Below are 25,621 nucleotides of genomic sequence, written 5' to 3'. Positions count from 1 at the left end.
GGCACGCCGCCAGCGTTCGTCCTGAGCCAGGATCAAACTCTCCATAAAAGTTGGATTGGTTTGCGTTCAAAGCCAAAGCTTTGAATGCAGCATTCCAACAGAAGGATGTGCTTGTTAGCTCATCGCTGACTTACATTTAATGACCTTTGACAGGTCGCTCATTGTTCAGTTTTCAAGGAACAAATTCGTTACACATTCGCCCATGTCTCAGCGGCGACTTGATTAATATATCACACGCTTTATAAACAATGCAAGGCCTTTTTATAAATAATTTTGCACATGTGGATAACCCTTTTGAATTAGCGGTATACACGCATATTGAGCACATAGCGGGAAAGCTCTTTCGGGGAGGCGATTCGGGCGAACATGCGAAAGATCACTTTGTATCGTTTGGCAATTGCGGTCTTGATATCTCCGTCAAGCCGGGAATCGTTCAAATCGAGCAGCATTTCGTCAAGTTCTTTGCGCAGTACGTAGTCGAGTTCTTTGCATTCTTTGTCGTTGAACAGTATTCCGAGCATAACCGTTTAGCGGCCCCCTTTGCATATTCGGCCCATTACGAGCCAACGAGACGAACCGGCCGCAGCCTTGTGGATCTCTTCGCTGCGTTCGCCTCTTGGTCACCGGAAGGCAATCGCATCCCCGGAAACCAAAAACGGCGTCTATCGCATGTCGCGATAAACGCCGCTTTACTGTTATGCACAGAAAATGGAAATTTTATTACTCGCCAAGCAACCAAACCGTCACCGTGCTCTCGATAATCGCTGCTGCGCCCAACATGACGATTACCATTACGATGACTGGAAGGGTGCGCTGCAAGAATTGCTCGAATTGCTGGCCCCATCCGCTCTTGCGCGTAAGCAGCGTTCCCGCTCCTTGAAACATCATTTTCCCGAACCGGAGTCCGTATGCGCATGCGATCACAATTGCCGCCAATTCAATAATTCCATGCGGAAGCAATCCCTTCACGATAACCGTAAACAGCATATCTCCTCCCTGTTCCGCGGTTCGATGAATGAGATATCCAAGTATCATCCCGTTAATCGCTAAAAAGAAGATGGGAATTATTCCGAAAAAGGCTCCGAGATACATGACCAATATAGCTTTAATGACGTTATTCAAAAAGATAAACAGCATTAAGAACAATGTCGGGTGGCTGCTGGCATCTATATTCTGAGCAATATTGCTCAACCCGCTCATTTGGCTCTGCATGAAGTTCTCCAACGCCGGGTTTATCGCTCCGACGACCATGCCGGCAACCAGAAAAATGGTGCTGAAGGCCAAGTAATGACGCATCGTCTTCAAATGCTGCAGCACGGCTCTCGGTGTGAACATATGGTTTCACCTCTTGGGCTAATTTTTGACGTGATGCGAATAAGTTGATGGTACGAGCATAGATTGTACTAAAACAAGCCTTAACGAGAGGAGTGCCGATCCGCGTATGAATATGTTTTATGTCATGAACGGGAAGAAGCTGAAGCGGTATTTTCTATTGACAGTGGGGGTTATATTCGCTGCTGGGATTATCTACGCCGAGAAAGACAACATTACCGTGTTTGCTGAGGATCAGCCGGCTGCCATCTACAGCGTGCCTACAGACAAGAAGGTCGTGTCCCTGACCTTCGACATTAGCTGGGGGGAGAAGCGTACCGAACCGATTCTCGACGTACTCAAGCAGAAAGGCGTGAAAAACGTAACGTTCTTCCTCTCTTCACCCTGGAGCCAAACCCATCCCGACATTGTAAAGAAGATTGTGGACGCCGGGTATGAGATCGGAAGCCATGGCCATAAGCATGGTAATTACAGCACGTACAGCGATGATGAAATTCGGACTCAAATCGAGACGTCGCAATCGATTTTGACGCAGGTGACAGGCAAAACGCCGACTTTAATCCGGTTGCCGAACGGGGATTTTGATAAACGCGTGCTCCGAATTGCGGAGCAAATGAATTATAAGGTGATTCAATGGGATACGGACTCGCAGGATTGGATGAACATCGGCACGGATAAAATCGTTAACCGCGTCGTTTCGAAGGCTCATCCCGGCGATATTATCCTGATGCATGCCAGCGATTCCGTCAAACAAACGCATGAAGCGCTGCCGCTCATTATCGACCAGCTGCGCGCCAAAGGATACGAGTTCGTCACGGTCTCGGAGCTGATCGCTCAAACGGAACTGCAAGGAAAAACCGTACAGGATAAAACCGCTATGTTCGAGCAGTTAGACGCTTCCACTGAGCAATAATATTGGCATAATTAAGGCTGAATGACCACTGCGTATCTGCCCTCATGCAGCTGCTTGCTATAGGCTTGGACTTAAACAACCGGCTTCGCGTTCGATGACGCGGATTCGGTTGTTTGCTCTTTGCGCAGCAAACGGTGCAGCCACAAAATTTGGTATGCGTTGCAGACGAACATCGGGATAACCATAAACGTCATTGCCGAAACGTTGCTTTGGAGACTTTGCCATGCTTCCAGCAGGGTTACGACAATACATAAAAACAGCGTCGGAATAAACGCGTTGTTGTTCGTTTGTTTGGCTTTGACGTAAGCGACGGCCCAAGATGCAAGAAGCAGCACCAGCGGGAGCACCCAAAAGATCCAGTCGTTATCCAAGGTGCCGCGGTCCTTATAGAGAATGTAGCCAACGCCTCCAAGGGCGAATAAGGACGTATACGCCTGCAAAGCATTCCACAAGTACCCCTTGCGCAGCACGCTAAGCGCGATGTAATTAAGCGTCAGGTACGAGAAAAAACCCATCTGGCTGAATGCGCCGAACAGCAGTCCGACAAGCGCCATCGTTAGCAAGTTGAACCCCGTGGCTTTCAAGCCAAGTATTCCGAAGTCCGGGTCAACCCATTGCATGACAGTGCCGACAATGGCGGAAACCACTCCTCCAACGACCATTGTGCTCCAAAATAAGAAAAACCATTTGCGTAAGTTCACGTTCATATCTCCTAAATGTTATTGCGAAGCACCCGATTGACATGCTTCGTGATGTGTACGACCTTGAGCCGCGGTTAAAAGGGAAACAAAATGGAGCAATTTGGAATCATTCGCCGCACGCGCAAGCAATGGCGAAGTCCACTCCATTTTACCACGTCCTTTATAAAAAGCTACGCCGAGACCATGATAATCCGTTGAACATTGCGCATACTACACCCAGGACAATGCCGTAATTTTAGAAGGGAGACAGGACATCATGATCAAACGTATCGTGTTGATGGGCACCGCCATAATCATATCCTCCATGCTTTCGAGCTGCGGGTCCGAGCCGTCCAGCGCAGCAAGCGAGCCCATCAGTTATAAGGACATGAAGTCAATGGTTATTGACATACTCAAAACGGAAGACGCGCAAAAGGCACTCCAGGAGTCGGCGATCTCGACCACCGGCAATACCGGAATGACCTCCAAGCTGCTCACCGTCCAGGATCAAGAGAACGTCAAACTGGCCGTCAAAGAAACGCTCGTATCTCCGGAATACAATAAAGTCATCGAGAAGATGATGACGGATCCGCGGTTCGCCGGTGAATTCGCGCAAGCCGTCAATAAACAAAACAAGCAGATCCATAAGGATCTTCTGAAGGACCCCACGTATCAAAAAGATATGATTTCGGCCATGAAGAGCCCTGAAATGGATAAAATGATCCTTGAAGTGCTGCAGAGTACGCAATATCGCAAACAGGTCATGACCATCATGCAGGAATCGATGCAAAGTCCGATCTTCCGACTTGAGATTCTCGATCTGATGAAGAAAGCCGTTCAAGAAGAACTGAAACCGAAGCCTGACGAGAAGGTTACGAAATCGAAAGATGGCGGCGAAGGCGATCAAGGCGGGGACAGCGGCGGCGAAGGCGGAGACGGCGGAGATCAAAGCGACAGCGGTATGGGCGAACAGGGCGGTGGTTGATTGTCTTCGTCTCACAGGGCGAAGCACGAACAGTTGTGAACCAGGGATGCGGCATTCGGCGCTGCGAGCTAATCTTTAAAGGAATGCTTATTACAAAAAGCCAACATCGCTCCTACCGAGCGGTGTTGGCTTTTTTGATGTTAGCTTTCATGGTAAGTGATGAAGCCTATAACCAGTTTGGCTAAGCTTCGCATTTGGCAATGACGCGGTCCGCGATGTCCAAGTAGATCCTTCCGGTGTCGGTATCTTCCTTGTATACGGAGGGAGCGAAATCGGCTTCCGCAACATGGTTATCCGGTGCTCCGAGCGGAATTTGAGCCATCAGCTCGGCATTCAGCGATTCGGCCAGCCTTGCTCCTCCCCCGCGCCCGAAAACGTACTCGTGCTCTCCGCTCTTGCTTACGTAATAAGACATATTCTCCACGATGCCGATGATCTCGTGCTCCGTCTTGATGGCCATGGCTCCCGCGCGCGCAGCTACGAAGGCTGCCGTCGCGTGCGGCGTCGTGACGATGATTTCCTTGCTCTGCGGAATGAGCTGGTGCACGTCTAGGGCTACGTCGCCCGTACCCGGAGGCAAGTCCAGCAGCAAATAATCCAATTCGCCCCATTCGATCTCGGCAAAGAAGTTCCGCAGCATCTTGCCGAGCATCGGTCCCCGCCATACGATCGGCGCGTTGTCTTCGACGAAGAAGCCCATGGACATGACGCGCACGCCGAATTTCTCGATGGGGATTACCCGCTCGTTCACGACCTGCGGGCGGTCTTCGATCCCCATCATATCCGGCACGCTGAAGCCGTAAATGTCCGCGTCGATGATGCCGACGCGTTTGCCCTTGCGTGCCAAGGCGACCGCGAGGTTCACGGTCACCGTGGACTTGCCGACGCCGCCCTTGCCGCTGGCGACGGCGATGAACTGCACCCCGCTGCCTTCGCTTAGCAGCGGGTGCGCCTCTAGCCCTGCCCCGTGACCGCGTACGGGGCTCGGGCCCTTCGGCGGCGGCGCAGCCTGCCCCGCGCCGCCGGCAACGCCTGCGGCGGGCGCAGCGGCCTGCGCGCCCGCCGTGGCGGCCTCGCCGGCCCGAAACCGGCAGTGCACGGTTTCGGCGCCGGCGGCGGCAAGCGCTTCGCGCAGCGCAGCCTCAAGCGCGCGCTCCGCGCTCGGGGCTGCCCCCATGACCGTCAACGAAACGTTACGGTCCTTCACAACAACATCGCGGAAGGCGATGGTTCCTTCCGCCTTATATGCGGCTGCCGCAGATTCAGCGGCCTTTAAAGCTTCCTCGCGGGTAATCATGAATGTTCTCTCCTCTTGTCCCTGTCGTACTGCCTGCATCCATTATAGCAATACGGCCTCACCGTTCCAAGCTATGGTTAGCTTCCGTTCCGAGCGTCGCTCGCGGCTCCTCCCGCCGTTCCGGTGCCCCACTTCTCCCCTGCCGTAAAGCGCAGAACGCCTTGATAGATGGAGGCTGCGACCTTCTTCTGATAATTCGAATCGCCTAGACGCGAGGCTTCGCCCGGATTGGACAAGAAACCAACCTCTACCAACGCGCTCGGCACCTCATCCATCGCTTTTAACAAATACACGGTGTTCACCGTATTCGCAAGTCGTTCCGTATTGCCGAGGTTACGCCGGATCTCGTCTTGAATGAGCGAAGCAAGTATCGCGTTCTCCGGCAGGTTCGGATAGAAGAACGTTTGTGCGCCCGACCATTTTGGGGAAGGAATGCTGTTCATATGAATGCTGAGCAGCAGCGAGGCATTCTTTTCTTTGACGAATTGCGCGCGTTTGATCAGATCCTGCGTCTTCCGTTTACTGATCTTGGACGTTCCTTCATCCGCGAGATCGTAATCCCCTTCCCGCGTCATGACCACGATAGCGCCGGCCTGCTGCAAGAAATCGCGGAGCTGCAGGGCAATCGCCAGATTAAGGTCCTTCTCCACCAGTCCTTGCTTGCTGACGGCACCGCCGTCTATTCCGCCATGCCCGGCATCAATCGCAATCACCTTGCCGGATAGTGGCAGGGTCCAATACGTCCAAGTCCGCGATGCAGGCACTTCCTGCGTTAACAGCAGCACTGTGAGCAGCACCGCGGCAACGCCCATTACGATCCGCACCGCGCCCCGGTACGTAATCCACACGACAAACCGCTTCCGAACTCCGCGCATGCAAAAAGCCACCCCTATCTCCATCCGATGATTCGTGCAGGAGTCTGTCCTGCGTTCATTATCATCCTATGGGACGAGGCGGCCACTTATGCGGATATCCTGTTATGAATTAGACCGGTTGGCTCGACATGCCTTCAATCAGAATTTTCGCGACTTCCGGACGCGAGAATTCAGGCGGCGGGCATACGCCATCGCGAAGCAAAGCGCGAACCTTCGTGCCGGAAAGCGTCAAATGATCAGCTTTGTCATGCGGGCAGGTTTTGCTGGAAGCCATGTTGCCGCATTTGGTACAGAAGAAGCTGTGCTCGAAGAACAGCGGCGTAATGCCCAGTTCATCGATTGGGAACGAACGAAGCAGGTCTTGCGCTTCATACGTACCGTAGTAGTCGCCTACGCCAGCATGGTCGCGGCCGACGATGAAATGCGTGCAGCCATAGTTTTTGCGGACCATCGCGTGGAAAATCGCCTCGCGCGGGCCTGCGTAACGCATAGCCGCCGGAAACACGCCAAGGAACGTACGATCTGCCGGGTAGTAATTCTCCAGCAGCGCGATATAGCTCTTCATCCGAACATTCGCAGGTACGTCGTCGGATTTCGTTTCGCCGACAAGCGGATTCAGGAAGAGCGCATCTACGATTTCCATCGCGCATTTTTGAATATATTCGTGCGCTCGGTGAACCGGATTACGGGTTTGAAAACCAACGATCGTTTTCCAGCCCTTCTCCGCGAAAATCCGACGCGTTTCGGAAGGATCAAAGTAGAATTCGTTGAACTTCTCAGGCTCGGGGCGGTTCAACACCGTGATGGTTCCGCCTACATACGTAGATGGACGGCTGAAAAGCTTAGCTACGCCAGGATGTTCCATGTCGTCCGTTTTAAATACATTAACCGCTTCATGCTTCTGATCCACGCTGTAGATACTCTCAATGTCGATTACGGCGTAGACAATGCCATCTTCGCCGATGAGCGCTGCACGTTGTCCAGCAGCCAACTCGGAAGCTTTCGCTTCTTCTACGGCCAGCGTGATCGGGATGCTCCATACCGTACCGTCAGCAAGGCGCATGCGTTCAACAACGGAACGATAGTCAGCCTCGTTCAAGAAGCCGGTCAGCGGCGAGAACGCACCTACACCGATCAAGTCCAAATCCGAAATCGTCCAGTTGTTTACGATGATGGATGACAGTTTTGCCGCTTCGGCAAGAAGCGCGTCACGCTCTGCTCCAGTCGCGACACGATTAATCAGTACGCCGCCATGCGGCTTGATGCTGCTCATTGTATGCAAGTGCCTCCTAAGGTTTTTACGATTGATTCTACTGTAAGCCTCTGTAGTGCGTGGATGACGCTTCGTAGTCCTAGATATCGGTTATTTATGCAAGCCGCATTCCGTCTTCTCTTGACCGGACCAACGTCCAGCGCGAGGATCCTCGCCAGGCATTACCTGGCGCGTGCAATATTCGCACCCGATGCTTGGATAGTGGTTATCATGCAGCGGATTGTAGTATACATTGTTCTCGCGGATGTAGTTCCAGACATCTTCGGAAGACCAGTCGGCGATCGGGTTGAATTTAACCAATCCGAACTTCGTATCGTATTCGATCTTCTTCGCGTTCGCGCGTGTAGGTGCTTGATCGCGGCGAATACCGGTAATCCAAGCTTCGTACTTGGATAAGATTTGCGTCAGCGGCTGCACTTTACGGATGTTGCAGCATTCGTTGGCATTGGTTTTCCAAAGCTCATCGCCATATTGAGCAGCCTGCTCTTCTGGCGTAATCGCAGGTTTCACTTCAACGAATTCCAAACCGTAGATCTCAGCCATCTTATCGCGTGTTTCGTATGTTTCTTTAAAGTGAAAGTCCGTATCCAAGTAGAAGATATCGGTCTTCGGGCTGATTTTTTGCAGCATATCGACAATCACGACATCTTCTGCGCCAAAACTGCATGCGAATGTAATATTCGGGAATGTTTCAACGGCGAATTTCAAAATATCCTGCGGTGTTGCGGTTTCCAGATCAACCGCCTTTTGCGCGATAAGCGCTTCTTTTTCAAAAAGGTTCATGGGTTAGTCCCTCCGTTTACGAAATCCAAGTAAATTAATCTACATTAAATTATACGTCCAACAGGCATAATGTTCAATGACTGAAATACGGCAAAATCATAAAAAAATGCCCTCCCTGCGTAACAGAGAAGGCATTTGCTGTGTAAATTAACGTTTCGAGAATTGTGGCGCGCGACGAGCGGCTTTCAAGCCGTACTTCTTACGCTCTTTCATACGTGGGTCACGCGTCAGGAAGCCAGCGCGTTTCAAAGATGGACGGAATTCTGGATCTGCTTTAAGCAGCGCACGGGAGATACCGTGACGAATCGCACCCGCTTGGCCGGAGATACCGCCGCCATGTGCAATAACCAGAACATCGTATTTGCTTGTCGTTTCAGTCAAAGCAAGTGGTTGTTTAACGATCAGCTTGAGTGTTTCAAGACCGAAGTACTCATTCAGATCACGTTTGTTAATAATGATTCGTCCTTCACCCGGCACGAGACGTACACGTGCTACAGAGTGTTTACGACGACCGGTTCCATAGTATTGAACTTGTGCCATGAAACTGTCCTCCCTCTATTTACCCGCGAAGTTCGTAAACTTCTGGATTTTGTGCTTGATGTGGATGTTCTGCGCCGGCGTACACTTTCAATTTCATCTTCATTTTGTCGCCCAGACGATTCTTAGGCAGCATGCCGTAGATCGCTTGCTCCAAAACTTGTTCTGGTTTGTTCTTGATCATGTCTTGTGCAGGAGTCACTTTCAGACCGCCTGAGTACATGGAGTGACGGTAGTACATTTTGTTTTGAAGCTTTTTACCCGTCAGGTGAATTTTCTCTGCGTTGATGATTACGACGAAATCGCCAGTATCAACGTGCGGAGTAAATTGCGGTTTATGTTTGCCGCGGATGATGCTTGCAGCTTCGCTCGCAAGACGGCCAAGCGTTTTGCCTTCTGCGTCAATGACGTACCATTTGCGTTCGACTTCATTTGGCTTAGCCATGTAGGTAATGCGCATGGATGATCCTCCTTCTTCATTAAAACAATCGATCTCATTTATAACATTTCGTACCGTAGTATCGGTTAGTTGCGTTCGTTAGCACTGCTGTAGGTGGCCATTCTTAGTCGGGGCTGTGGGAGAGCCACTAAGAAAGCACAAGTTATATTCTACTACATAGGCCTAGCATGTGCAAGCTATTTATTGTGACGACAAGAATTAAAAAAGCTGGTGAAACCCTTTTATTCCTCATACTCCACTTCCCATAACATTAACCCATGAGCCATTGCCGTAGGACCTGCTGCCGACCTCTCCCGAGCCTCGAGAATTCGCTTGAAATCCGCGGCAGTCAGTTTACCTTCGCCTACCCAGAGCAGCGTGCCTACTATGATCCTCACCATATTATACAGAAACCCATTACCGGTAATAAAAATATCCAGCTTGCCATCGCTTGCCTCAATTCGCGCGTCTAGAATGGTTCGCACATGCGTCGTTTTCGTAGATCGTTTTGAAGCAAAGGATGAAAAGTCATGCGTTCCCCTTACATGGGCAATCGCTTCCTTCATCTCCTCCAATAGCAGCGGCATGGGATAGTGCAATCGATATTTGCGTTCAAACACGTCCCCGAATTTGCTCGTATCGATTCCGTACCGGTAGGTTTTGCGTTTGGCACTGTATGACGAATGAAATTGCGAGGGCATCTCATCCGCCTGTAGAACGACAATGTCGTCCGGCAGTCTGGAATTCAGCGCTAACGCCCAACGATCCACAGGGATGGGAGAGGAGGTGTAGAAATTAAAGTACTGCCGCCTGGCGTGGACGCCAGCATCCGTACGGCCCGATGCCGTAATGTCTGCCTTCTCGCCCGTCAGAACGCCTATCGCATGCTCCAGCACATCCTGAACGGTATTCCCGATCGGCTGTGTTTGAAAGCCGTGATACGTCGTCCCATCGTAGCTGATCGCCATCCGAATATTCCGCACAGTCTGCCCCCTCCCATAAGGATGACTCGGGCAACAAAAAAAGGTGGCCGCAAGGTCCACCCTTCGTTTGCTACGCGCGATCTACCAGTTCCAAGTAAACCATAGGCGCCGCGTCACCGCGACGAGGACCCAGCTTCAAGATACGCGTATAGCCGCCCGGACGCTCCGAATAACGGGTAGCGAGCTCGGAGAACAGTTTTTGAATTGCATCCTGCTCACCTGCTGCAATGGACTCGCGGCGAACAAAAGCTGCCACTTGACGACGTGCATGCAGATCGCCACGCTTCGCAAGCGTGATCAGCTTCTCGGCGATAGGACGAAGCTCTTTTGCTTTCGCCTCTGTCGTTTGAATGCGCTCATACAGGAACAAGTCTGTGACGAGATCGCGGAACAGTGCTTTCCGGGAGCTAGCGTCACGGCTCAATTTAGAATATGCCATCGAAATTCCCCTCCTTAAAACAGTCTAACGACCTTAGTCTGTGCTGCGCTCTATTCTTCCATGCGAAGGCCAAGACCAAGTTCCTCGAGCTTCTCTTGAACTTCTTCCAAAGACTTGCGTCCGAGGTTCCGGACTTTCATCATGTCTTCTTCCGTTTTCGTGATCAGCTCTTGGACGGTATTGATTCCTGCACGTTTCAGACAGTTATAAGAACGTACCGAGAGGTCGAGCTCTTCGATCGTCATCTCGAGTACTTTCTCTTTCTTGTCTTCTTCTTTTTCAACCATGATCTCGGCATCTTTCGCTTCATCGGTCAGACCAACGAACAGATCCAGATGCTCAGTCAAAATTTTGGCGCCGAGGCTGACTGCCTCTTCCGGACGAATGCTTCCGTCGGTCCAAACTTCAAGTGTGAGTTTATCGTAGTTCGTCACTTGACCAACACGAGTGTTCTCAACCGTGTAGTTAACACGGGTAATCGGCGTGTAGATCGAGTCGACGGGGATCACGCCGATTGGCTGATCTTCCCGTTTGTTACGATCTGCTTGCACATAACCGCGTCCGCGGTTTGCAAATACCCGCATGTGGAGCCGTGCACCGGAGGCCAGCGTCGCGATATGAAGATCTGGGCTTAAAATCTCGACATCGCTGTCTGCGCGAATATCGCCAGCCGTAACGTTGCCATCACCTTCCGCATCAATCTCCAATACCTTCTCTTCGTCGGAATGGATTTTCAGCGAAAGGCCCTTGAGGTTCAGGATGATTTCAGTTACGTCTTCCATCACACCTGGAACCGTAGAGAACTCGTGAAGAACACCGTCGATTTGAACGGAAGTTACAGCTGCGCCAGGAAGCGAAGACAGCAGGATTCTCCGAAGAGAATTCCCCAATGTCGCACCATACCCGCGTTCAAGCGGTTCGACGACGAAACGTCCGTACGTGCCATCCTCGTTCAATTCTACGGATTCGATTTTCGGCTTTTCGATCTCAATCACTAATAGTACCCTCCCTCAAAACGTCGCTCCGTTACCATTATCGCGTTTGCAGTCAAACCCTGTAGTATGGCAAACCTTCACAACCATTATTCACAAGTTGCGTTCATTTGATACCACAAATATTGACTATACGCGACGACGTTTTGGCGGGCGGCATCCGTTGTGCGGAACCGGTGTTACGTCCTTAATGAGGTTAACTTCAAGACCAGCTGCTTGCAGGGAGCGGATCGCCGCTTCACGGCCTGCGCCTGGACCCTTAACCATCACTTCAACAGTTTTCATGCCGTGTTCCATAGCCGCTTTCGCTGCGGATTCAGCAGCCATTTGAGCTGCGTAAGGCGTGCTCTTACGGGAACCTTTAAAACCAAGGTTACCGGAGCTTGCCCAGGAAATCGCATTGCCGTGCGGATCAGTAATCGTAACAATCGTATTATTGAATGTCGAGCGAATATGCGCTACGCCGCTATCAATATTTTTACGGTCACGACGTTTCGTACGAACCACTTTTTTTGGTTTAGCCATTTCGGTTATCCTCCCTTCTTATTTCTTCTTGTTCGCTACAGTCCGACGAGGACCTTTACGCGTACGAGCATTTGTTTTCGTCCGTTGACCACGAACCGGAAGACCACGACGGTGACGAACACCGCGATAGCAGCCGATCTCGATCAGACGTTTGATGTTAAGGGAAATTTCGCGGCGAAGGTCGCCTTCCACTTTAACCGTTTTGTCGATAGTTTCACGCAGTTGGCTGACTTCGTCTTCCGTCAGATCACGAACACGGGTACTTTCGCTAATACCTGTTGTGCTCAAGATTTTATTAGCAGTTGTTCTGCCAATACCGAAGATGTACGTCAGAGCGATGACAACGCGTTTATCACGCGGTAAGTCTACACCAGCAATACGAGCCATGTACTGATATCCCTCCTTTATCCTTGTTTTTGTTTATGTTTCGGATTTTCGCAAATAACCATAACATTGCCTTTGCGGCGAATGACTTTACATTTTTCGCAAATCGGCTTGACCGAAGGTCTAACCTTCATTGTGATTACCTCCCGATTTCTTTCGTCGGCAGGCCGCCAGCGGCCTACTTCCGATAGGTAATGCGTCCTCTAGACAAATCATATGGCGATAACTGAATGACCACTTTATCTCCCGTCAGAATACGGATGAAATGCATTCTGAGCTTTCCCGAAACGTGGGCGAGAATCTGATGTCCGTTCTCCAGTTCCACCTTGAACATGGCGTTAGGTAGTGGTTCGATGACCGTACCTTCGACTTCAATGACGTCTTCTTTGGCCATAGTCATTCTCCTTTCCCTTGCACAGCCTTCTGAATGGCATAACGCAATTTGGCGTTTGTTACACGGCCGGTTTCCTGTACGCTGTCAATCACCTCGTGACTGACGACCGGCTGCATCAGTAGATGCAGTACGTTCTTCTTCTTCGATTGATCGAAGCGACGTTTGTCACCGTCGGCTACTAGTACAAAGCGTTCGTCCAACACCTGAACGATTACGGCATATGAGCCTTCGTCTTTGCCTCGCAGCACTTTTACGACACGGCCAATCTCCGGCTTATACTCCAAGCTTTCTCAACCTGCCTGCTCCCTGGATTGGGTTAGAATTTCACAACCGTCTGCCGTAACAGCAACCGTATGCTCGAAATGGGCGCACAACGATTGGTCTTCGGTGACGACTGTCCAATTGTCCGCCAGTGTACGCACGTACCTCTCTCCGATATTGACCATCGGTTCGATGGCCAGCACCATTCCTGGTTTCAAACGAGGTCCGCGGTCAGGCAATCCGTAGTTCGGAATTTGCGGTTCTTCATGGAGATCCGTTCCGATCCCATGGCCGCAGTAATCGCGAACGACAGAAAAGCCGGCAGTTTCGATCACTTGTTGGATCGCGTACGAGATCGTAAACAAACGAACGTCCGGTTTCACGAGTGCGAGTCCTGCATAAAGCGATTGTTCTGTAATGTCGAGCAGCCGCTGTGCCTCTTCGCTAATATCGCCAACGCCGTAGGTCCACGCCGAATCGCCGTGATACCCTTTGTACTGCGCGCCGATATCAATGCTGATGATGTCTCCATCGTTCAGCTTGCGTGAGCCCGGAATACCGTGTACCAGCTCATTGTTCACAGAAGCGCAAATGCTGGCAGGAAACTGATTGTACCCTTTAAAAGAAGGTAATGCGTCCTGGCTGCGAATGTACGTTTCAGCGATTTCGTCCAATTCCTTGGTCGTCACGCCCGGGCGAATCACCGTTTTCAGCAAACGATGCGTATCCGCTACAATTCGTCCAGCTTCTCTCATATATTGCAATTCCGCTTCGGACTTGCATACGATCATTCCGCAGTTCCCCGCAAGCAGTTTACGATGTCCGCCGTAACTTCGTCGATTTCTTTCTCGCCGTCTACTTCCCGCAGTACAGCTTTGCTTGCGTAATAATCAAGCAATGGAGCCGTTTTGGAGATGTATTCGTCGAGACGCGTGCCTACTTTCGCTTCCGTATCGTCTGACCGCTGATACAGCTCGCCGCCGCATTTATCACAAACGCCTTCTTGCTTCGGCGGGTTGAACATGACATGGTATGTGGAGCCGCACGATTTGCAAATGCGGCGACCGGTCAGACGCGCAAGCAGCAGGCCACGGTCAACTTTCAAGTTCACGACATGATCGATACTGCGTCCCATTTCAGCCAACATTCCGTCCAGTGCCTCTGCTTGCTGCAGCGTACGCGGGAAACCATCAAGCAAGAAGCCGCCGTTACAATCCTCAAGCTGCAGGCGCTCGCGAACAATCCCGTTCGTGATTTCATCCGGAACCAAGAGACCTTGATCCACAAACTCTTTAGCCTTTTGTCCAAGCGGAGTGCCTTGCTTCATTGCCAAACGGAAAGCGTCGCCTGTCGAGATGTGGGGTACTTTGAAAGTATCCACGATCCGTTCGGCCTGCGTGCCTTTGCCGGCTCCTGGAGGGCCCATGAATAAGATGTTCATTAGCGTGTTCCTCGCTTTAAACATAATAGGCTCGGCCGGGTTCCGTCACCTCGCTTGATGCGCGGAATCCCGCATGCGAACCTATTGTTATTTATTAATAAACCCTTTGTAGTGGCGTTTGATCAGCTGCGTCTCGATTTGCTTCATCGTATCCAGCGCAACGCCGATAACGATGAGCAGCGATGTACCGCCCAGCTTCACGTCTCGAGGCAGATCAGCAAGCGTTCCGAAGAACACCGGCAAGATTGAGATGAGTGAGAGGAAGATCGCCCCGCTCAATGTAATCCGCGACATGACGCGAGTAATGTAAGAAGAAGTCGGTTTGCCTGGGCGCACGCCCGGGATGTACCCGCCGTTTTTCTTCATTTGATCGGCCATCTGCACCGGATTGATTTGCACGAACGTGTAGAAGAACGTAAACGCGATAATCAAGATGACGTACAACACCATGCCTAGAGGCTTGTCGTAGTACAAATGGTTTTGAACCCATTTAGCCCACTCGTGGTCCGCCCAGAAATTCGCGATTGTAATCGGGAACATCAGAAGCGATACCGCGAAAATGACCGGGATAACGCCTGCTCCGTTTACTTTCAGCGGAATATGAGTCGATTGACCGCCGTACATTTTCCGACCAACTACGCGTTTCGCGTATTGGACCGGAATTTTGCGAATCCCTTGCTGGACGAAGATGACGCCCACGATGATCGCTGCTACCGCGATGACGATTGCCACCACTTTCACGATCGCAAGGAAAAGCGCATCGCCCGCATCCACGAACTCTTGCGAGTAGATGGAACGAACATGTGCCGGAAGCCTTGCCACGATACCGGCGAAGATCAAGACCGAGATCCCGTTACCGATGCCTCTCTCCGTAATTTGCTCACCGAGCCACATTAGGAAGGCAGTTCCCGCAGTCAAGATTATCGCAATCATAATATAATCCGTAACTGTTGCATCAGGAATCATATTGTACGAATAGTTGCGGTTAAACCCGATCGCGGTACCAAAACCTTGGACAAGTCCAAGAATAATTGTACCGTAACGAGTAATCTGCGCAAGTTTACGTTTTCCATTCTCGCCTTCCTTCGCCCATTCGGCGAATTTAGGGATAACGTCCATCGACAAAAGCTGTACGATGATGGATGCGGTGATGTAAGGCATGATCCCGATCGCGAAGATCGAGAACTGGAACAACGCCCCACCCGAAAACGTATTTAGCAAACCGAACAATTCAGATCCGGCTTGGTCCGTCTGCGTAAAGACATCCTTATTTACTCCCGGAACCGGGATAAAGGAGCCGATACGGTAAACCAACAAGATGAACAACGTGAACAGGATCCGCTTGCGAAGATCTTCCACTTTCCAAATGTTAGACACGGCCTTGAACAATTAGATCACCTCGGTTTTACCGCCGGCAGCCTGGATTTTCTCTACCGCAGATTGAGAGAACTTGCTTGCTTTTACCGTAAGTTGAACTGTGATATCGCCATTACCCAGCACTTTAATGCCGCTTTGCGGGTTTTTAACGATACCTTGCTCAAGCAGCAATTCAGGCGTTACTTCTGTACCTGCTGCAAAGCCGTTCAACTCATCGATGTTCACAATCGCATACTCTTTACGGAACGGATTATTGAAGCCGCGTTTAGGCAAGCGACGGTACAATGGGTTCTGACCGCCCTCGAATCCAGGGCGAACACCGCCGCCGGAACGAGCATTTTGACCTTTATGACCGCGACCCGAAGTCTTGCCGTTGCCGCTACCGATACCACGGCCAACGCGGAATCCCTCTTTACGAGAGCCCGGAGCTGGTTTGAGATCATGCAATTTCATCGTCGTTGCACCTCCTTAAAGTTTTGCATTGCTTTCTGCGAGAGCTTGCTTAGGTAAGCAAAACTCTTCAGGAAGCATTGATAAAGCTAGCCTTGATTGGCGTTCTATGCTTGTACTTCTTCAACTTTTACCAAGTGGCTGACACTATTGACCATGCCGCGGATAGCCGGGCTGTCGCTGTGGACAACCGATTGACGAATTTTGCGAAGACCAAGCGTTGCAACAGTCGCACGCTGCTTCTCGTTGCGACCGATCAGGCTGCGAACGAGGGTGATTTGCAATTTTGCCATCGTATTCTCCTCCTTAGCCCAAAAGCTCTTTCACGGTTTTTCCACGAAGTTTAGCAACGTCCTCGGCACGTTTCAGACGGGAGAGTCCTTCAAGTGTCGCGTTAACCATGTTCATGGAGTTGGAAGAACCAAGCGATTTGGTCAGAATGTCGCCTACACCAGCGAGTTCGAGAACGGCACGAACCGGGCCGCCTGCGATAACACCAGTACCTTCGGAAGCTGGTTTCAACAGAACGCGGCCAGCGCCGAAATGACCAAGTACTTGATGTGGAATTGTCGTTTTTACGAGTGGAATGTGGATCAGGTTTTTCTTAGCGTCTTCAATACCTTTGCGGATCGCATCAGGTACTTCGCCAGCTTTACCGATCCCTGCGCCAACGTATCCTTTGCCGTCGCCTACAACTACCAGCGCGCTAAAGCTAAAACGGCGTCCGCCTTTTACTACTTTCGCTACGCGGTTGATTTGAACTACCTTCTCGGTAAGTTCCAACGCATTTGGATCAATACGCAAGTCGATTTACCTCCTTCATAAGTATTATCGATTAGAATTCAAGACCTGCTTCGCGCGCTGCATCAGCCAGCGCTTGAATTCTGCCATGGTACAAGTAGCCTCCGCGATCGAATACGATCGATTCGACGCCTTTTGCTTTCGCGCGGGATGCGATCAATTCACCGATTTTGCGAGCTGCCTCGATGTTGCCGCCATTGCTCACTTGTTCTGCGATTTCTTTGTCAAGCGTAGAAGCTTGAGCTACAGTAACGCCTTGAACATCATCAATCAATTGAGCATAGATGTGTTTGGAGGAACGGAATACAGACAGACGCGGACGCAGCGTAGTTCCGTTCACTTTCTTACGAACACGCAGGTGACGTTTGAGACGTGCTTTGTTTTTATCGCCTTTTGTAATCATTCGTTGTACACTCCTTTCTACTTTCTTATGATCCCTATTCGTTCAAGCAGCCTTAAACGCCTGCTTATTTCTTCTTACCAGCTTTACCTTCTTTACGAAGGATACGCTCGCCTTCATACTTAATACCTTTGCCTTTATACGGCTCAGGCTCGCGTACGGAGCGGATCTTCGCAGCAGTTTCACCAACGAGTTCTTTGTCGATGCCTTTTACGATGATTTTCGTATTCGTAGGAACTTCGAATTCGATGCCGCCAGCAGGCGTGATTTCAACTGGATGCGAGTATCCTACGTTAAGTACGATTTTCTCGCCAGTCTTATTTGCACGGTAACCAACGCCTACAAGCTCAAGGTTTTTCACAAAACCTTCAGTTACACCACTAACCATGTTAGCGATGACGCTGCGAGTTGTACCGTGAAGAGAACGATGCAGTTTATTGTCAGAAGGACGCTCGATTGTGATGACGCTGTCCGCTACTACCACTTTCATATCCTTGTGGAGCTCGCGGCTCAGAGTACCTTTAGGTCCTTTAACTGTGATGAAGCTGTTGTCCAAGTCGATGTTTACGCCACCGGGCACTTGGATCGGTTTACGGCCAATACGAGACATTGTTACACCTCCAATCGTTGTGACGGTTAATTACCAGACGTAGCAGACTACTTCGCCGCCGGATTTCTGTTGGCGAGCTTCTTTGTCAGTCATAATGCCTTGCGATGTGGAAATGATAGCCATTCCCAAGCCACCAAGTACGCGGGGCACTTCAGTGCTTTTCGTGTAAACGCGCAGACCCGGTTTGCTGATGCGTTTCAGCCCCGTAATAACACGCTCTTGGTTCGGGCCGTATTTCAAGAAAATACGGATAATCCCTTGTTTGTTGTCTTCGATATACTCAGCATCACGAATGAAGCCCTCGCGTTTCAAAATTTCAGCGATTTGCTTCTTTACTTTCGAAGCAGGCATTTCTACCGTCTCGTGACGCACAACGTTTGCGTTGCGAATGCGTGTAAGCATATCTGCGATCGGATCAGACATAACCATTGTGTAAACCTCCTTCCCGAACTAGGCTGATTACCAGCTTGCTTTTTTAACGCCAGGAATCTGGCCTTTGTATGCTAATTCACGGAAACAAATCCGGCAAATTTTAAACTTTTGCAAAACGGAATGCGGACGGCCGCAACGTTCGCAGCGTGTATAAGCCTGCACTTTGAATTTAGGAGCACGTTGCTGCTTAACCTTCATCGAAGTTTTTGCCACTTGGTATTACACCTCCTGTGGATTACTTCGTAAACGGCATGCCCAATTGGGTCAGCAGTTCACGAGCTTCTTCGTCCGATTTTGCCGTCGTGACGATGACGACGTCCATACCGCGCACTTTATCTACCTTATCATACTCGATCTCCGGGAAGATCAGCTGCTCTTTCAAGCCGAGAGTGTAGTTACCGCGACCGTCGAACGCTTTGTTCGATACGCCGCGGAAGTCGCGTACGCGCGGGAGAGTGACATTGAACAGTTTATCAAGGAAGTAGTACATACGCTCGCCGCGCAGTGTTACTTTAACCCCGATAGGCATATTCTCGCGAAGTTTGAAACCAGCGATCGATTTTTTGGAGCGAGTTACAACCGGTTTTTGACCCGAGATCAGACGCATGTCTTCAACAGCCGTATCGAGCACTTTGGAGTTGGACACTGCTTCGCCGACACCCATGTTGATGACGACTTTCTCGATCTTAGGCACTTGCATAACCGTTGTATAGTTAAACTTCTGCATCAAAGCAGGTGTAATTTCATTCAGAAAACGATCTTTCATTCTTGCTGCCATGTAACGTGGACCTCCTTTCCGTATCGGTCAATTAATCGATTACCTCGCCGGATTTTTTAGCGATCCGGACTTTTTTACCGTTATCAAGCACTTTGTAGCCGATACGAGTTACTTTACCGCTCTTCGGATCGATGTGCATAACGTTGGATACGTGAATTGCCGCTTCTTGCTCGATGATGCCGCCTTGCGGATTAGCTTGCGAAGGACGGGTATGTTTTTTCACCATATTTACACCTTCGATTAGAACGCGGTTTTGACGTGGATACGCAGCGATGACGCGGCCTTTTTTGCCTTTGTCTTTGCCGGTGATGACCATTACCGTGTCGTCTTTCTTCACGTGCAATTTATTGTTGTGGGATTCCAACACTTTTTTCAACCGTGGCATGAGTTACACCTCCTGCGTGCTTGCGCGGAATGCGCAAAGTTCTTATTAGATAACTTCCGGAGCAAGCGATACGATTTTCATGAAGTCGCGATCGCGAAGTTCGCGAGCAACTGGTCCGAAGATACGTGTGCCGCGCGGGCTTTTGTCTTCTTTAACGATAACAGCCGCATTCTCGTCAAACGCGATGTAAGAACCGTCTTTACGGCGAACCGCACGTTTCGTACGAACGATGACCGCTTTGACTACATCACCCTTTTTGACAACGCCACCGGGTGTTGCTTGTTTGACGGAGCAGACGATCAGATCGCCGATATGGCCTACGCGACGTCCAGTACCGCCCAAAACGCGGATACACATCAATTCTTTAGCGCCGGAGTTGTCCGCGACATGCAAACGTGTAAATGGTTGAATCATTTCAACGTCCTCCTTTCGGGAAAATGCTTAACGGGAAGCATTCTTACAAAATAACAGCAGCTTCAACGATTTCGACCAGGCGGAACCGTTTGTCTTTCGATAACGGGCGAGTTTCCATGACTTTGACGACATCGCCGATCTTAGCTTGGTTGTTCTCGTCATGAGCCTTAAATTTCTTTGTGTATTTAATCCGTTTGTGGTACAGATCGTGTTTTTTGTACGTTTCAATCGCTACAACGATTGTTTTGTCCATTTTATCACTCACGACTTTACCAACTTGAACTTTGCGGGCATTACGTTCGCTCATGTTCATCCTCCTTCCACACATTCGTTATTCGACACGGACGATCACAGACTAGCTGCTGATTCCGAGTTCTCTTTCACGAAGAACGGTTTTGGCACGAGCTATATCCTTGCGAACATCGCGGATACGAGTTGGGTTTTCCAGTTGGCCGGTAGCCAATTGAAAACGAAGGTTGAATAGCTCTTCTTTGAAGCCAGCGACTTTTTGTTCGAGTTCAACAGAGGTAAGGTTGCGGAATTCATTAGCTTTCATTTGCTTCACCACCCACTTCTTCGCGTTTCACGAACTTCGTTTTAACTGGCAATTTATGTGCCGCAAGACGCATTGCTTCACGTGCGATCTCTTCAGATACGCCAGCAAGCTCGAACATTATTTTGCCCGGTTTTACGACTGCAACCCACTTCTCAACGTTACCTTTACCGCTACCCATCCGAACTTCGAGTGGTTTTTGAGTAATAGGTTTTGCCGGGAAGATCTTGATCCATACTTTACCGCCACGTTTGATATAACGAGTCATCGCGATACGCGCTGCCTCGATCTGACGGTTAGTGACCCATGCAGGCTCGAGCGCTTGAAGACCGAATTCGCCGAAGGCTACATCCGTGCCGCCTTTAGCGCGACCTTTCATATGACCACGTTGTTGTTTACGGTGTTTTACACGTTTTGGGACCAACATGATTAGTTGCCTCCTTCCTGTGGAGCTTTCTTCTTAGTCGGAAGGATTTCGCCGCGATAGATCCATACTTTTACGCCGATACGGCCGTAAGTCGTATGAGCTTCCGCAGTTCCATAGTCAATATCTGCACGCAGCGTATGAAGAGGAACCGTACCTTCACTGTAGCCTTCCTGACGAGCAATCTCAGCGCCGCCCAAACGACCGCTAACGGCAGTTTTGATACCTTTCGCGCCAGAACGGATTGTACGTTGAATGGATTGTTTCATCGCGCGGCGGAACGAGATCCGACGCTCGAGTTGTTGAGCGATGCTTTCTGCTACGAGCACGGCATCAAGGTCCGGATGTTTGATCTCGGAGATGTTGATGTGTACTTTTTTGCCTTTGGCGATCTTGGAAAGTTCGGAACGCAGGTTTTCAACCTCAGAACCGCCTTTGCCGATAACCATACCAGGCTTAGCTGTATGAATAGTAACATTGACGCGGTTAGCTGCGCGTTCGATTTCGAACTTGGAAACAGCCGCATCTTTCAATTTGTTTTTGAGGTGCTCACGGATTTTAACATCTTCCATAAGCAAGTCGCCGAAGTCTTTGCCAGCGTACCATTTGGATTCCCAATCACGGATAACGCCGATACGAAGACCGACCGGGTTTACTTTTTGTCCCACACGTTGTCCCTCCTTATTTTTCGGATACCACCAATGTGATGTGGCTGGTTCTTTTATTAATCCGGCTAGCACGACCCATTGCGCGCGGACGGAAACGTTTCATTGTCGGACCTTGGTTAACGAACACTTGCGAAATCACAAGCTTGTTAACGTCCATTTGGAAGTTGTGCTCTGCATTTGCGATAGCAGAGTTCAGCAGCTTCTCAACGATTGGAGAAGCGGATTTTGGCGTGTGACGCAGAATCGCGATCGCTTCGCCAACTTGCTTTCCACGAATCAAATCCGCAACCAATTGCGCTTTGCGGGGAGCAATGCGTACGTGGTTAGCGAGTGCTTTTGCTTCTGGCATGGATGAACCTCCTCTCGAACTTTATCGTTAGCTATTCCAACGATTAACGACGACCCGTTTTCTTGTCATCATTACCGTGACCTTTGTACGAACGCGTTGGCGCGAACTCACCGAGTTTGTGTCCAACCATATCTTCCGTTACATAAACCGGTACATGCTTGCGACCGTCATAGACAGCGAAAGTGTGTCCGATGAATTGCGGGAAAATAGTCGAACGGCGAGACCATGTCTTAACGACCGTCTTCTTCTCAGCTGCATTAAGTACTTCAACTTTTTTCAGCAGGTAACCGTCGATAAACGGTCCTTTTTTCAAACTGCGACCCATGGATGATCCTCCCTTCACGCTAGCGTTACGCGACGCTGCGCGTCACGCAGTTGACGCCAAGGCGCCTATTATTTCGTGCGGCTGCGCACGATGTACTGGCTCGATGCTTTTTTCTTTTTGCGTGTTTTGAAGCCCAAAGTCGGTTTGCCCCATGGAGACATTGGGGATTTACGTCCGATTGGAGCACGGCCTTCACCACCACCGTGTGGGTGATCGTTAGGGTTCATGACGACGCCGCGGACTTCAGGGCGTTTACCCATCCAACGGGAACGGCCGGCTTTACCGATTTTCACGAGTTCGTGATCTTCGTTACCGACGGAACCGATTGTTGCACGGCAAGTTTTCAGGATACGACGAACTTCGCCGGACGTCAAGCGAATCGTAACGTATTGCTCTTCTTTACCAAGAAGTTGAGCATCCGTACCAGCTGCGCGAACCAATTGGCCGCCTTTACCTGGTTTCAGCTCGATGTTGTGGATAACTGTACCAACCGGGATGTTCTCAAGCGGCAAAGCATTGCCGATCTTGATGTCAGATGCCGGGCCGGATACGATCTTGTCCCCAACTTTAAGACCTTTAGGAGCGATGATGTAGGCTTTCTCGCCATCCACATAGTGGATAAGTGCGATGTTGGACGTACGGTTCGGATCGTATTCGATCGTCGCTACGTTACCTACGATACCGTCTTTATTACGTTTAAAGTCGATAATCCGGTATTTACGCTTATGGCCGCCACCATGATGACGAACCGTAATTTTACCTTGATTGTTACGACCGGCTTTTTTGAAAAGCGGCGCAAGAAGCGATTTCTCCGGCGTGCTTGCCGTGATCTCTTCAAAAGTCGAGACCGACATCGCACGACGTGCTGGAGAAGTCGGTTTATACTTCTTAATTGGCACTTCGATTCCCTCCTTACCGATATCTTGTTAATCATGTCAGCCTAAGGGCCGTATGTTAACTAAACTGTTTCGAAAAATTCTAGCTCGTTGCTGTCAGCGCTCAGTTGAACGATCGCTTTCTTCCACTCGGACGTGTATCCGCTGTGTTTTCCGTAACGCTTCGGTTTCGCCGGCATGCGCAGCGTGTTCACGCTCGTTACTTTCACTTTGAAGATGTTTTGGATCGCAAGTTTGATCTCAGTTTTGTTCGCACGAAGATCAACCTCGAATACATAACGTTTGTTCGCCATGAATTCGCTCGTTTGTTCCGTAATAATCGGGCGCTTGATAATATCACGAGGATTTTTCATTACGCAAGCACCTCCTGTACTTTTTCAACCGCTTCTTTAGTGATAATCAGCTGGTCGTATTTCATTACGTCGAGAACATTGATGCCATCGGCTGCAACGAACTTTACGTTAGGAAGGTTACGAGCAGAGAGTGCTACGTTATCTTCGTAGTTCGCTGTAACGATCAGTGCTTTACGAGCCACTTTCAGGTTATTCAGGATTGCAGCGAATTCTTTCGTCTTCGGTTGCGCGAACGCCAGTTGATCAAGAACGATAATATCGTTGTCGATTACCTTGGAAGACAGTGCAGATTTGATTGCCAAGCGACGAACTTTTTTAGGAAGTTTGAAGCTGTAGCTTCGTGGAGTTGGTCCGAAGACAGTACCGCCGCCTACCCATTGCGGGGCGCGAATGGAACCTTGACGCGCGCGTCCTGTACCTTTTTGTTTCCAAGGCTTACGACCGCCGCCACGTACTTCGGAGCGTCCTTTAGTTTTATGCGTGCCTCTGCGTTCAGAAGCTTGCTGAAGCAAAACTGCGCTATGCAGGACATGAACGTTCGGTTCAATTCCGAATACTGCTTCGGACAATTCAACCTCACCCACTTGCGAGCCGTTCACGCTAAAAAGTGCTACTTTCGGCATTTCATGTTCCTCCTTTCTTCAATGATTATTTCTTCACCGTGGATTTAACTTTTACAAAGCTGTTTTTAGGACCCGGAATGGAGCCTTTAACCAGCAATACGTTACGTTCTACGTCAACGCGTACGATCTCAAGGTTTTGAATCGTAACCGTTTCGCTGCCCATGTGACCTGGAAGGTGTTTACCTTTAGGTACGCGGTTCGCTTGGATGGAACCCATCGAACCTGGTCCGCGGTGGTAACGCGAGCCATGCGCCATTGGGCCGCGGCTTTGGTTCCAACGTTGAATCGTACCCGTGAAACCTTTACCTTTGGAAGTAGCAGTTACGTCAACGAATTCGCCAGCAGCGAACAGGTCAGCCTTGATCTCTTGGCCAACTTCATATTCCCCGTTATTTACGCCGCGGAATTCACGAATGTAGCGCTTAGGAGCCGTTTCGGCTTTTTTCGCGTGGCCGATTTCCGGCTTGTTTGCTCTGCTTTCTTTCTTATCAGAGAAACCTACTTGAATGGATACATAACCGTCGTTCTCTTGGTCTTTCTTCTGCAAGACAACACATGGACCCGCTTCGATAACCGTTACTGGAACGACGTTACCTTCGGCAGTGAACACTTGCGTCATACCTAGTTTTTTACCTAAGATACCTTTCATGTTGACACCTCATTCCCTTTCCAAGTTGAAATTATTACAGTTTGATTTCGATATCTACACCGGATGGCAGGTCAAGACGCATCAATGCATCAACCGTTTGCGGCGTTGGATTAACAATGTCGATCAAGCGCTTGTGCGTGCGCATTTCGAATTGTTCCCTAGAATCCTTGTACTTGTGTACCGCACGCAGAATGGTGATGATTTGCTTCTCAGTTGGAAGCGGAATCGGCCCAGACACGCCTGCACCGGAACGTTTCGCAGTTTCAACAATTTTCTCTGCGGATTGATCCAGAATTCTATGATCGTATGCTTTCAAGCGAATACGAATCTTTTGCTTAGCCATATAAGTCCCTCCTTCTATCGCCCAATTTAGTATCGGACATACTCCGCAAGAAAACCCGACACGCCCCTCATGGCAAAGGAGCCGTGTGTGTCGGCAACCTCTTACATCATCGCAACGTCACAGACCAACTTCACTATTATATCTAAATGGATAGGCGAATGCAACAAAAACCTTATGCTTTCAACGTTTTTCTTGTTTGGCATGTTCTTCTAATGCATTCAGCATTAACGCATGATCCAATTCTTTATCTTTGTTTCC

The 25,621-nt window shown here is 50.0% G+C and carries 43 protein-coding genes; 2 read left to right on the top strand and 41 right to left on the bottom strand.

Annotated elements, in window-relative coordinates; all coding sequences use genetic code 11:
- Positions 1-299: 299 nt before the first annotated feature.
- Both GT003_RS30450 and GT003_RS30445 read right to left on the bottom strand, forming a co-directional pair.
- Entirely contained in the window at positions 300-521 is a 222-nt protein-coding gene (locus GT003_RS30450; RefSeq protein ID WP_161705148.1) for a hypothetical protein, read from the bottom strand.
- A 199-nt stretch (positions 522-720) separates the two neighbouring features.
- Positions 721-1,296, bottom strand: a complete 576-nt coding sequence (locus GT003_RS30445; protein ID WP_239566174.1) for a stage II sporulation protein M — start codon at positions 1,294-1,296, stop codon at positions 721-723.
- A gap of 145 nt (positions 1,297-1,441) precedes the next feature.
- Here GT003_RS30445 and pdaB point away from each other — a divergent pair, with 145 nt between their 5' ends.
- A complete protein-coding gene (pdaB, locus tag GT003_RS30440; protein WP_161705144.1) occupies positions 1,442-2,245 on the top strand; it encodes a polysaccharide deacetylase family sporulation protein PdaB in 804 nt (267 codons plus the stop codon).
- 71 nt (positions 2,246-2,316) lie between these two features.
- Here the strand turns inward: pdaB and GT003_RS30435 are convergent, their stop codons facing one another.
- Entirely contained in the window at positions 2,317-2,946 is a 630-nt protein-coding gene (locus tag GT003_RS30435; RefSeq protein ID WP_338046043.1) for a KinB-signaling pathway activation protein, read from the bottom strand.
- Positions 2,947-3,202: 256 nt separating this feature from the next.
- Here GT003_RS30435 and gerD point away from each other — a divergent pair, with 256 nt between their 5' ends.
- A complete protein-coding gene (gene gerD, locus GT003_RS30430) occupies positions 3,203-3,910 on the top strand; it encodes a spore germination lipoprotein GerD (RefSeq protein ID WP_161705142.1) in 708 nt (235 codons plus the stop codon).
- 181 nt (positions 3,911-4,091) lie between these two features.
- On the opposite strand, the gene GT003_RS30425 is transcribed toward gerD, so the two are convergent.
- From GT003_RS30425 to rpsJ, 38 genes are all read right to left on the bottom strand, one after another.
- Positions 4,092-5,207 (bottom strand): P-loop NTPase, encoded by a 1,116-nt coding sequence (locus tag GT003_RS30425; RefSeq protein ID WP_161705139.1) that lies wholly within the window; start codon positions 5,205-5,207, stop codon positions 4,092-4,094.
- A gap of 77 nt (positions 5,208-5,284) precedes the next feature.
- Complete coding sequence (gene cwlD / locus GT003_RS30420) at positions 5,285-6,082, bottom strand: N-acetylmuramoyl-L-alanine amidase CwlD (RefSeq protein WP_161705137.1); 798 nt, start codon at positions 6,080-6,082, stop codon at positions 5,285-5,287.
- Between the two features lie 109 nt (positions 6,083-6,191).
- The gene (gene sat, locus GT003_RS30415) at positions 6,192-7,355 is read right to left on the bottom strand and encodes a sulfate adenylyltransferase (protein WP_161705135.1); all 1,164 of its coding nucleotides are present in this window, start codon (positions 7,353-7,355) and stop codon (positions 6,192-6,194) included.
- A gap of 90 nt (positions 7,356-7,445) precedes the next feature.
- Positions 7,446-8,138 carry a phosphoadenylyl-sulfate reductase gene (locus GT003_RS30410; protein WP_161705133.1) on the bottom strand — a complete coding sequence of 231 codons (693 nt, stop codon included), beginning with the start codon at positions 8,136-8,138 and terminating at the stop codon, positions 7,446-7,448.
- 147 nt (positions 8,139-8,285) lie between these two features.
- On the bottom strand, positions 8,286-8,678 hold the full coding sequence (rpsI, locus tag GT003_RS30405) for a 30S ribosomal protein S9 (protein ID WP_161705131.1): 393 nt from the start codon (positions 8,676-8,678) through the stop codon (positions 8,286-8,288).
- 19 nt (positions 8,679-8,697) lie between these two features.
- Positions 8,698-9,135 carry a 50S ribosomal protein L13 gene (gene rplM / locus GT003_RS30400; protein ID WP_161705129.1) on the bottom strand — a complete coding sequence of 146 codons (438 nt, stop codon included), beginning with the start codon at positions 9,133-9,135 and terminating at the stop codon, positions 8,698-8,700.
- A 221-nt stretch (positions 9,136-9,356) separates the two neighbouring features.
- The gene (truA, locus tag GT003_RS30395) at positions 9,357-10,097 is read right to left on the bottom strand and encodes a tRNA pseudouridine(38-40) synthase TruA (protein WP_161705127.1); all 741 of its coding nucleotides are present in this window, start codon (positions 10,095-10,097) and stop codon (positions 9,357-9,359) included.
- A 70-nt stretch (positions 10,098-10,167) separates the two neighbouring features.
- Complete coding sequence (rplQ, locus tag GT003_RS30390; protein ID WP_161705125.1) at positions 10,168-10,536, bottom strand: 50S ribosomal protein L17; 369 nt, start codon at positions 10,534-10,536, stop codon at positions 10,168-10,170.
- A gap of 50 nt (positions 10,537-10,586) precedes the next feature.
- Positions 10,587-11,531 (bottom strand): DNA-directed RNA polymerase subunit alpha, encoded by a 945-nt coding sequence (locus GT003_RS30385; RefSeq protein ID WP_161705123.1) that lies wholly within the window; start codon positions 11,529-11,531, stop codon positions 10,587-10,589.
- Positions 11,532-11,657: 126 nt separating this feature from the next.
- Positions 11,658-12,053, bottom strand: coding sequence for a 30S ribosomal protein S11 (gene rpsK, locus GT003_RS30380; protein ID WP_090649131.1), 396 nt, complete (start codon positions 12,051-12,053; stop codon positions 11,658-11,660).
- Between the two features lie 18 nt (positions 12,054-12,071).
- The gene (gene rpsM / locus GT003_RS30375) at positions 12,072-12,440 is read right to left on the bottom strand and encodes a 30S ribosomal protein S13 (RefSeq protein WP_161705121.1); all 369 of its coding nucleotides are present in this window, start codon (positions 12,438-12,440) and stop codon (positions 12,072-12,074) included.
- Between the two features lie 17 nt (positions 12,441-12,457).
- A complete protein-coding gene (gene rpmJ / locus GT003_RS30370) occupies positions 12,458-12,571 on the bottom strand; it encodes a 50S ribosomal protein L36 (protein ID WP_003333770.1) in 114 nt (37 codons plus the stop codon).
- A gap of 44 nt (positions 12,572-12,615) precedes the next feature.
- The gene (gene infA, locus GT003_RS30365) at positions 12,616-12,831 is read right to left on the bottom strand and encodes a translation initiation factor IF-1 (protein ID WP_015847200.1); all 216 of its coding nucleotides are present in this window, start codon (positions 12,829-12,831) and stop codon (positions 12,616-12,618) included.
- Positions 12,832-12,833: 2 nt separating this feature from the next.
- Entirely contained in the window at positions 12,834-13,115 is a 282-nt protein-coding gene (locus GT003_RS30360) for a KOW domain-containing RNA-binding protein (protein ID WP_161705119.1), read from the bottom strand.
- 6 nt (positions 13,116-13,121) lie between these two features.
- The gene (map, locus tag GT003_RS30355; protein WP_161705117.1) at positions 13,122-13,883 is read right to left on the bottom strand and encodes a type I methionyl aminopeptidase; all 762 of its coding nucleotides are present in this window, start codon (positions 13,881-13,883) and stop codon (positions 13,122-13,124) included.
- Positions 13,880-14,533 (bottom strand): adenylate kinase, encoded by a 654-nt coding sequence (locus tag GT003_RS30350; RefSeq protein ID WP_161705115.1) that lies wholly within the window; start codon positions 14,531-14,533, stop codon positions 13,880-13,882. Before GT003_RS30350 ends, map begins: the two co-directional genes overlap by 4 nt.
- 87 nt (positions 14,534-14,620) lie before the next feature.
- Positions 14,621-15,922, bottom strand: coding sequence for a preprotein translocase subunit SecY (secY, locus tag GT003_RS30345; protein WP_161705113.1), 1,302 nt, complete (start codon positions 15,920-15,922; stop codon positions 14,621-14,623).
- Entirely contained in the window at positions 15,923-16,363 is a 441-nt protein-coding gene (gene rplO, locus GT003_RS30340; RefSeq protein ID WP_161705111.1) for a 50S ribosomal protein L15, read from the bottom strand.
- Positions 16,364-16,467: 104 nt separating this feature from the next.
- Entirely contained in the window at positions 16,468-16,653 is a 186-nt protein-coding gene (rpmD, locus tag GT003_RS30335) for a 50S ribosomal protein L30 (RefSeq protein WP_161705109.1), read from the bottom strand.
- 13 nt (positions 16,654-16,666) lie between these two features.
- Positions 16,667-17,164: a 30S ribosomal protein S5 gene (gene rpsE, locus GT003_RS30330; protein WP_161705107.1), complete on the bottom strand. Its 498-nt coding sequence runs from the start codon at positions 17,162-17,164 to the stop codon at positions 16,667-16,669.
- Positions 17,165-17,195: 31 nt separating this feature from the next.
- Positions 17,196-17,564, bottom strand: a complete 369-nt coding sequence (gene rplR / locus GT003_RS30325; RefSeq protein ID WP_161705105.1) for a 50S ribosomal protein L18 — start codon at positions 17,562-17,564, stop codon at positions 17,196-17,198.
- Positions 17,565-17,628: 64 nt separating this feature from the next.
- On the bottom strand, positions 17,629-18,171 hold the full coding sequence (rplF, locus tag GT003_RS30320; protein ID WP_161705103.1) for a 50S ribosomal protein L6: 543 nt from the start codon (positions 18,169-18,171) through the stop codon (positions 17,629-17,631).
- 30 nt (positions 18,172-18,201) lie between these two features.
- Positions 18,202-18,600 carry a 30S ribosomal protein S8 gene (gene rpsH / locus GT003_RS30315; RefSeq protein WP_161705101.1) on the bottom strand — a complete coding sequence of 133 codons (399 nt, stop codon included), beginning with the start codon at positions 18,598-18,600 and terminating at the stop codon, positions 18,202-18,204.
- Between the two features lie 30 nt (positions 18,601-18,630).
- The gene (locus GT003_RS30310; protein ID WP_090583249.1) at positions 18,631-18,816 is read right to left on the bottom strand and encodes a type Z 30S ribosomal protein S14; all 186 of its coding nucleotides are present in this window, start codon (positions 18,814-18,816) and stop codon (positions 18,631-18,633) included.
- Between the two features lie 22 nt (positions 18,817-18,838).
- Positions 18,839-19,381 (bottom strand): 50S ribosomal protein L5, encoded by a 543-nt coding sequence (gene rplE / locus GT003_RS30305; protein WP_161705099.1) that lies wholly within the window; start codon positions 19,379-19,381, stop codon positions 18,839-18,841.
- Between the two features lie 31 nt (positions 19,382-19,412).
- On the bottom strand, positions 19,413-19,766 hold the full coding sequence (rplX, locus tag GT003_RS30300; protein ID WP_211676334.1) for a 50S ribosomal protein L24: 354 nt from the start codon (positions 19,764-19,766) through the stop codon (positions 19,413-19,415).
- Positions 19,767-19,811: 45 nt separating this feature from the next.
- Positions 19,812-20,180, bottom strand: coding sequence for a 50S ribosomal protein L14 (gene rplN, locus GT003_RS30295; RefSeq protein WP_161705097.1), 369 nt, complete (start codon positions 20,178-20,180; stop codon positions 19,812-19,814).
- A 43-nt stretch (positions 20,181-20,223) separates the two neighbouring features.
- Positions 20,224-20,487 carry a 30S ribosomal protein S17 gene (gene rpsQ / locus GT003_RS30290; RefSeq protein WP_161705095.1) on the bottom strand — a complete coding sequence of 88 codons (264 nt, stop codon included), beginning with the start codon at positions 20,485-20,487 and terminating at the stop codon, positions 20,224-20,226.
- A gap of 48 nt (positions 20,488-20,535) precedes the next feature.
- On the bottom strand, positions 20,536-20,736 hold the full coding sequence (gene rpmC, locus GT003_RS30285; protein WP_161705093.1) for a 50S ribosomal protein L29: 201 nt from the start codon (positions 20,734-20,736) through the stop codon (positions 20,536-20,538).
- The gene (gene rplP / locus GT003_RS30280; protein ID WP_161705091.1) at positions 20,726-21,160 is read right to left on the bottom strand and encodes a 50S ribosomal protein L16; all 435 of its coding nucleotides are present in this window, start codon (positions 21,158-21,160) and stop codon (positions 20,726-20,728) included. Before rplP ends, rpmC begins: the two co-directional genes overlap by 11 nt.
- Before the next feature lie 2 nt (positions 21,161-21,162).
- Positions 21,163-21,825 (bottom strand): 30S ribosomal protein S3, encoded by a 663-nt coding sequence (gene rpsC / locus GT003_RS30275; protein WP_161705089.1) that lies wholly within the window; start codon positions 21,823-21,825, stop codon positions 21,163-21,165.
- Positions 21,826-21,838: 13 nt separating this feature from the next.
- On the bottom strand, positions 21,839-22,174 hold the full coding sequence (gene rplV, locus GT003_RS30270; protein WP_161705087.1) for a 50S ribosomal protein L22: 336 nt from the start codon (positions 22,172-22,174) through the stop codon (positions 21,839-21,841).
- 43 nt (positions 22,175-22,217) lie between these two features.
- Positions 22,218-22,499, bottom strand: coding sequence for a 30S ribosomal protein S19 (gene rpsS, locus GT003_RS30265; RefSeq protein WP_161705085.1), 282 nt, complete (start codon positions 22,497-22,499; stop codon positions 22,218-22,220).
- A 68-nt stretch (positions 22,500-22,567) separates the two neighbouring features.
- Positions 22,568-23,398 (bottom strand): 50S ribosomal protein L2, encoded by an 831-nt coding sequence (gene rplB / locus GT003_RS30260; RefSeq protein ID WP_161705082.1) that lies wholly within the window; start codon positions 23,396-23,398, stop codon positions 22,568-22,570.
- A gap of 59 nt (positions 23,399-23,457) precedes the next feature.
- Positions 23,458-23,748 carry a 50S ribosomal protein L23 gene (gene rplW / locus GT003_RS30255; RefSeq protein WP_161705080.1) on the bottom strand — a complete coding sequence of 97 codons (291 nt, stop codon included), beginning with the start codon at positions 23,746-23,748 and terminating at the stop codon, positions 23,458-23,460.
- Entirely contained in the window at positions 23,748-24,371 is a 624-nt protein-coding gene (rplD, locus tag GT003_RS30250; protein ID WP_161705078.1) for a 50S ribosomal protein L4, read from the bottom strand. Before rplD ends, rplW begins: the two co-directional genes overlap by 1 nt.
- A 25-nt stretch (positions 24,372-24,396) precedes the next feature.
- Positions 24,397-25,020, bottom strand: a complete 624-nt coding sequence (gene rplC / locus GT003_RS30245) for a 50S ribosomal protein L3 (RefSeq protein WP_161705076.1) — start codon at positions 25,018-25,020, stop codon at positions 24,397-24,399.
- Between the two features lie 34 nt (positions 25,021-25,054).
- Complete coding sequence (rpsJ, locus tag GT003_RS30240) at positions 25,055-25,363, bottom strand: 30S ribosomal protein S10 (RefSeq protein ID WP_005544556.1); 309 nt, start codon at positions 25,361-25,363, stop codon at positions 25,055-25,057.
- Positions 25,364-25,621: the final 258 nt, after the last annotated feature.

It is taken from the genome of Paenibacillus sacheonensis, assembly GCF_009909195.1.
GTDB lineage: Bacteria > Bacillota > Bacilli > Paenibacillales > Paenibacillaceae > Paenibacillus_Z > Paenibacillus_Z sacheonensis.
Note: the sequence above shows the minus strand (reverse complement) of the source record. Positions and strands in the feature narration are given on the sequence as shown.